Origin of the sequence: Oceanisphaera sp. (genome assembly GCF_052084945.1) — a bacterium.
Classification (GTDB): Bacteria; Pseudomonadota; Gammaproteobacteria; order Enterobacterales; family Aeromonadaceae; genus Oceanimonas.
In genome coordinates, this window is the sequence record NZ_JBQDEX010000130.1 from 1 (window position 1) to 6346 (window position 6346).

Genomic DNA, 6346 nt, shown 5'->3' on the forward strand with positions numbered 1-6346 from the left:
TGGAAGTGCCAGTGTCTTATAGCACAGAGCGCTTTAACGCCACACGGCCAATAATGACCTGGCTTATTGGTGGCGTACTGGCCTTGGTAAGTGTGATTATTTGTTTTAACTTTGGCAGCTTATTTGGTTTTGTTATTCGCCTATCGACTCAGCAAATTCAACCCTTAGTCGGGTTAGGTTTTGTGTTGCTGGGGGGCTGGATGTGGGGTCGTGCCAAGTTATTTTCCGAGCTTGTACAAGGCGCTCCTGAGCTCGCTAACAGTACCTTCTGGCGAATTTGGCCTTGGTATGTGCGCATTGTGTGCCCACTGTTAGTGATACTAGTGATTGCCAGCAGTTGGTAATTATCAGCGCTGAGCTAAGCGTCCAGCACCAAGCTAAGTAAAAGCCCCAAGCCTAAAGGCTCGGGGCTTTTAGCTAGGCGCTTGGCGCCTAGCGCTGTCTGTTAATAAAGCATACTATAAAGTTTGCGGCGGAATTTAGAGGCAATAGGATCGGCGCCCATAGTCGTGATCATATCTAAAAAGCGTTTTCTGGCTTCACCAAACGCCAAGTCTTTTTGTAAAACCTCAATCAATAACTGTAAGGCCTCTTCTTGCTTACCGGCCTGAAATAATAATACCGATAATTCTTCTTTTAATAACAGTGAGTCTGGCTCAGCGGCCAGTTTTTGCTCTAATTCGCGAAGCTCAGGGCTGTCGGCGGCTTCTTCAGCAAGCTTTAATCGAGCTTGAATATGCTGATATTGGCTATCTTGATCCGCCATCCCTACAGTGGCTAATAACTGCTTGGTTTCATCGAGCTTATTGAGCGCAAGAGCACACTCGGCTAAATACAGACGAAGGGTGGCGCTATCTTCTAATGCGCGAGCCTGCTGTAATAAGCCATACGCCCCTTTGGGGTCCATGCCTAACATTTGCTTAGCTTGCTCTAATAGTAACTCGGCCTCATTAGGCTGATAGGGCTGCAAAAACTGATGAATGGCCGCTTCATCTTGAGGGCCTTCTAGCACATTTACGGGCTGACCGTCTTTAAAAGCCACCATGGCTGGTAGGGCTTGCAGCCCCAGCTGTGACGCTAGGCTTTGTAGTTGTGGGTCTTCAACATTGACTCGTGCTAAATCGATATGCTGACTGTCGCTACCAATTAAGCGCTCTACTATTGGCGCCATTGCCTGGCACTCGGGCACGGCTTGAGCATGAAAAAACACCACCACCGTTTTAGTGTTAGAGGCATCCAGCAGGGCTTGCTGAAAGTTTTGCACGGTAATATCAATGATCATAAAAGTCTCGCTCAGCAGGAGTAGTAATAGTTAAACGCTATAGCTTAAATTGGGCTGTGGGCCACTAATTTCAAGCGTAAAGGGTAAATCGGACAGCTTAAGTGGGTGAATAGTATCTTTATTTAAATCAAGGGTGGCTGCGTGCTGATGAGCTAAAGTTACTCGATTGTGTTGGGCTTGATATAAATGCAGCTGATATTGGGCTTTCTCAAAATGAGCAATAGGCTCAAAAGGGTGCCATTGTACTGCACTCAGGTTATTGGCAATACCGCCGCCGTGGGCTTTAAGTACGGCCTCTTTAATGGTCCACAGCTGTAAAAAGCGTGCCTGAGTATGGTCTTTGCTCAGCCAAGCTTGCTCTTCAGGAGCAAAATAACGCTTAGCTAAACGCTGAATTTGTAGCTCAGATAAATGACGGCCTTCTATATCAATCCCCAGTTGACCTTGGTTGCCAAACGCGATCACTAATAGATTAGCACTGTGGCTAATATTAAAATGCCAGCCCGAGTCAGCAAGCTGAGGCTTGCCTTTATCATCAAGGCGAATATCAAGCTGTTCGGGTGCTTGTTGCAGCACGGGAGCCAGTAGCTGGCGCAGTAAATAACGACCTAACAAAAAGAGCTTGGCTTGTTGGGGACTTTTCATGTTTTCAAGGCGTGTCCGCTCAGGCGGTGACAGTAGGCGCTGGGCATAGTGAGGTAATATAAGATGATCCGCATCACAAATAAGTATCTGGGTACTCGTAGCCTTGTTTTTACTCATATTATTTTTGCAAACCTCTCACGTTCTGCTCTACTATCTAATTGTTAATATTAATTAGCGTGTGATGCTATCTTCCTTAAACAGGTACTTTATTCACTGTGGGTTGCTATGTTCTCGATGAAAAAGATAAGTGTATGTATCAGCATACTGCTATTGGCCGCTTGTAGCAGCAGCCCGAAGAAAAAGCCAACGCCTCCATTGGTATCGACGCTAACCTACACGATTAGTACCGAGCCTAAGCCTGCGTTTAATCATGCTCGTAGTTTACGTCAAGCTTATCAGCGCTGGCGGGGAGTGCCTTATCGTTTTGGCGGTAGTGATGATCAAGGCATGGATTGCTCGGCCTTTACCCAAACGCTATATCAAGAAGTCTATGATATGAGCTTGCCGCGCAGTACCCATCAACAAGTGGAAGTGGGCCGCCTAGTTCCCAAAGCTGAATTACAGCCTGGCGATGTGGTATTTTTCCGCACTGGGCGTAATAGACGCCATAACGGTGTTTATGTCGGGGAGGGAAAATTTGCCCATGCCTCATCCAGTGTAGGCGTGACAATTTCTCGACTCGATAATATCTATTGGCGTAGCCGCTTTTGGCAAGCCCGCCGCATGTTAGAGGATTAAAATAAAGCGCCAAGCGCCCAGGACCCAGCTAATACCAAGCTGGAAAACTAACTGATCAAAAATTTTCGCCACGGAACCCACGGAAGAACACGGAACAGTAGAGATAAGTTCTGAAACGACTTTATAGAGTTAGAGCCAAACACCCAACTATTAGTAGGGGAGCCCTTACCATTAGCAGTATTTGAGTCGTTGTCACTTTTCGCTCTTGCCTTTTTCCGTGTCTTGCGTGGCAAAAATAGTCCTTAGTTTTTTACTTAATACAAACTGACCATATACTTACTTAGATTGGTATAACTCCTAACCAACACACTACTTTTTTATGAAGTTGCTTGGTGCTTGGTGCTTGGCGCTCGGCGCTGTAGTTAATCCCCTTGAAAGCGATTTAAGTCGCTCATCACCTGCAACAGCAAAGATAATTCAGGGCTATCATCTGATTCTTGTCGATAGTCTTTAGCACGTAATCGCTGCATATCTCCCCGACGATTAAACAAGGTAATGTCTTGATGCTGGTAAATGGCGTATTCATTCGCATCGCTCGCAAGTCGCCACCTGTCACTATCGACTTTAAATAACGATTGTCCGGTGGTATAGCTACGCGTTGGGTTTTTTACACCTAACACCCGCTGCATTAAGCTTGGGATTAAATCTAATTGACTGGTGGGGTGCTCAAAACTTGCCGGTTGTGATCGCCCAGGCCAGCTGATCACCAGTGGCACCTTGAGTTGGGCCGGCGAATATGCATTACCAAAGCCCCATGTATTGTTATCATTATCGTTAAACTCCATGCCATGGCCAGAAGTCACAATAATCAAAGTGTCACGCTCACTGACACCTTGGTTAAACGATAACAGTGTTCCAAGTAGGCGGTCGGTATAAAATACTGAATTACGATAGCGATTAAACAAGGCTTCTTGCTGCTCACTTTGATACGCCAAGGCGGGGTTTAACTGTTTAATAGCTGGCTGAAAAGGTCCTTCAACCTGCTCGGGTAAATCGAGGGAGTTTAAGGCATCTAAATAAACAAATGAAAACCACGGGCGTGCACTATCTTGCTGTGCTTGCCACTGCATAAACTCAGTCACCGCTTGCTGATCGCCTAGTGCTCCACCTTGAGCATTGTCAAAGGTGCGATGACGTAAGCTAGAAAAAATAGCCTCTTTATATAACGCACTATCAAGGCCGCCACTGGCAAATAAGCCAAAGCGATAATCTTGACGCTGTAATTCATCGATCAATACTGGCGCCATGTTTTCTTGCACCATGTCGTGCTGGTAGCGACTTGGGAGGCTATAAAACAGACTAAATAATGCTGACTCAGTTTGATTACCCGCACTTAAATGATCGTTAAAGCGTAAGTGCCTATGTGCAAACCGGTTGAGATTAGGCATGGTAATCGCATCAAGCTGATCAGCGCGTAACCCATCGGCCACGACCAATAATATATTGGGGGGCTGATCAGGCGCCGTTACACTTAAGGGACGCTGGGGATAATTAAGCGTGCGCGTGGGGTTATCTTCGGCTTGCTGTGATAACTGCCGATATTGATCTTCGTCCAACCAGCCTTGTTTTATTAAAAAGCTTTTGGCGGTCATGGGGTAAGACAGCGGAAAATTAGCTTTTTGCTCAGTAATAGGGGCATATACCAAGGCATCAGCCCAAATATGCAAGCTATGGGTTAAAAAGAAACAAGCTAATAATGGTACCGATAACGGTAATGTTAAGCTGCGGCGGCGACGTTGACTCCAGCGCCATAACCAAGAAGCAAGCCAGAGTTCAAATAAAAATAGCAGCGGCACCCATACAAACAGCCAGCCCCAGCCCGAGGCTTCTTCAGCTTGGGCTTGTTCTAGCAATAAACGCCACACAGTAGGGTTAAGGTGAAACTTAAATAGGCTAAATACCTGCGTGTCTACTAACAGCAAAGTAAGGGCGCCCGTTGCAATCGCGGCCCCCATTAGCTGCACCGCCCGTACCTTAGGAAATAAAAAGGTGAGCGGAAATAAGGTCAGTAAATAGGTGAAAAAGGTTAAAAAAGCAAAATGCCCCGCCCAACTGATCAGCATATAGAGTACGCCCAGTAGCGTATCAGGGCTGCCAGCAATTAGCAGGTAACGACTCGACACAGCCATGGCCAACAGCACGTTGACAAACACCAGCCAGTGTCCCCAGCCAATAAGGCGGGATACGTTATCGCGATAAAGATTACCGTTTTCGAGCATAGTTCAGAATAATTCAACTATTTGAGTAAACACCCATGCCAGCCGTAGCTTGGCAAAGTACGATTAAGTGCGCGCTAGTGAGCGCCTTTTTGCGTATCCACTGAAGAGGTTAGTACCTGTGCAAACTTATCAGCAATGGCTTTACGCTGCCCTGGGGCAATATGATGATTAATAATGTGTGTTGCTAAGTTGCCTAACACCATCAAGCGGAGATCGGCCGGTGCTTGTTGCTGATCCATCACAGCTTCTAAGTCACTTAACAAGGTATCAAATTCTTTTTCGTATTTTGAAGTAATAGCCATAAGGTTTCTATCATGTATCTTGATAACAGGACGGCTATAATACCCCACCCATTCTGGCAACTCTATGGCAATCTGTTATGAGCTTAGATATTGAACACATCATAGTGCACTCTCTGTTTCTCGACGAGCAGGGGCAAACCCAACTGAACACCCGAGAGCAGGAGTTAGATACAGGCCCCGCCGTTAACGACTTAATGGGTGAGTTGCATCATATTTATAATACCAAGGCCGGCAAGGTGTTTGGCTATTTTAATGAAGAAGAAGACAGTTTTCGTGACTTAGTGCGTCGAGTGGAAGATGAAAGCCTCAGTTTTACCGCCTTTAGCCATCAAGCTTCACAGCGTTTGCTCGATGAACTGACTCGTTTAGACATGAACGAGCCAGGAGTATTACTGTTTGTGCGCTATCAATGGTTAGGCGCGCATTACTTGCTGATTGCATTGCTTGATAACAAAGACAGCGTAACGGTCACCGATAAGCTGGATGTGAGCCATGCCAGTTATTTGGATCTTGGCAAAATGCAGTTAGCTGCGCGCCTCGATCTCACTGAGTTACGAACGCGCCCTGATTCTCGTCGTTATTTCTCTTTTATTAAAGGTCGTGCTGGGCGTAAGGTCTCAGATTTTTTCTTAAATTTTTTATCTTGCGTTGAAGGCATGGATCCTAAGGCGCAAAGCCAAGGTCTGCTAAAAGCGGTGGATGAGTTTTGCGAGGCTCGTCAACTGAGCCAAGAAGAAAAGCAAGAAAGTAAGGCCTTGGTCAATAAATATTGCCGCGAACAGCTAAAAGAGGGCGAAGAGCTAGAAATGCGTGAGCTGTCGGCTGAGCTGGGTGGCGATAACGATTTAGATTTTTATCAGTTTGTGAGTGATGAATATCAATTAGAAGATAAGTTTCCCGTTGATCGTTCCGCACTAAAAGGCCTCACCAAGTACGTAGGATCAGGCGGTGGCTTAACGATAAGCTTTGATCAAAAGCTATTAGGCGAGCGCATCCAGTACGACGAGCACACAGACACCTTAGTCATAAAAGGCCTACCGCCTAATCTAAAATCACAACTGCTAAAGGGGTAACTGCACTCTTAAGTGGTCAGCCTGTCACTTAGTCACATCTTTTTGTTGATGTTTGAGTAGAAGTCAGGCAGAGCGCGCTACTCCGCT

The 6346-nt window shown here is 46.1% G+C and carries 6 protein-coding genes and 1 pseudogene; 3 read left to right on the forward strand and 4 right to left on the reverse strand.

Translation table 11 applies throughout. From position 1 onward, the window contains the following. Window positions 1-344, forward strand: a pseudogene (locus ACTHY5_RS10585) (sodium-dependent transporter); the annotation flags it as partial. A 101-nt stretch (window positions 345-445) separates the two neighbouring features. On the opposite strand, the gene ACTHY5_RS10590 reads toward ACTHY5_RS10585, so the two are convergent. Together ACTHY5_RS10590 and ACTHY5_RS10595 are read right to left on the reverse strand one after the other, a co-directional pair. Then, on the reverse strand, window positions 446-1282 hold the full coding sequence (locus ACTHY5_RS10590; protein WP_441879440.1) for a tetratricopeptide repeat protein: 837 nt from the start codon (window positions 1280-1282) through the stop codon (window positions 446-448). A gap of 30 nt (window positions 1283-1312) precedes the next feature. Then, window positions 1313-2044 (reverse strand): 4'-phosphopantetheinyl transferase family protein, encoded by a 732-nt coding sequence (locus ACTHY5_RS10595; RefSeq protein WP_441879442.1) that lies wholly within the window; start codon window positions 2042-2044, stop codon window positions 1313-1315. Between the two features lie 117 nt (window positions 2045-2161). Here ACTHY5_RS10595 and ACTHY5_RS10600 point away from each other — a divergent pair, with 117 nt between their 5' ends. After that, window positions 2162-2665 (forward strand): NlpC/P60 family protein, encoded by a 504-nt coding sequence (locus ACTHY5_RS10600; RefSeq protein WP_441879443.1) that lies wholly within the window; start codon window positions 2162-2164, stop codon window positions 2663-2665. 362 nt (window positions 2666-3027) lie between these two features. On the opposite strand, the gene ACTHY5_RS10605 is transcribed toward ACTHY5_RS10600, so the two are convergent. Together ACTHY5_RS10605 and ACTHY5_RS10610 are read right to left on the reverse strand one after the other, a co-directional pair. Continuing rightward, window positions 3028-4884 (reverse strand): DUF3413 domain-containing protein, encoded by a 1857-nt coding sequence (locus ACTHY5_RS10605; protein ID WP_441879444.1) that lies wholly within the window; start codon window positions 4882-4884, stop codon window positions 3028-3030. Window positions 4885-4958: 74 nt separating this feature from the next. Next, entirely contained in the window at window positions 4959-5186 is a 228-nt protein-coding gene (locus ACTHY5_RS10610; protein ID WP_441879446.1) for a DUF1414 domain-containing protein, read from the reverse strand. A 77-nt stretch (window positions 5187-5263) separates the two neighbouring features. Between ACTHY5_RS10610 and yejK the strand changes: the two genes are divergently transcribed. After that, window positions 5264-6259: a nucleoid-associated protein YejK gene (gene yejK / locus ACTHY5_RS10615; RefSeq protein WP_441879447.1), complete on the forward strand. Its 996-nt coding sequence runs from the start codon at window positions 5264-5266 to the stop codon at window positions 6257-6259. The last annotated feature ends 87 nt before the right edge of the window (window positions 6260-6346 follow it).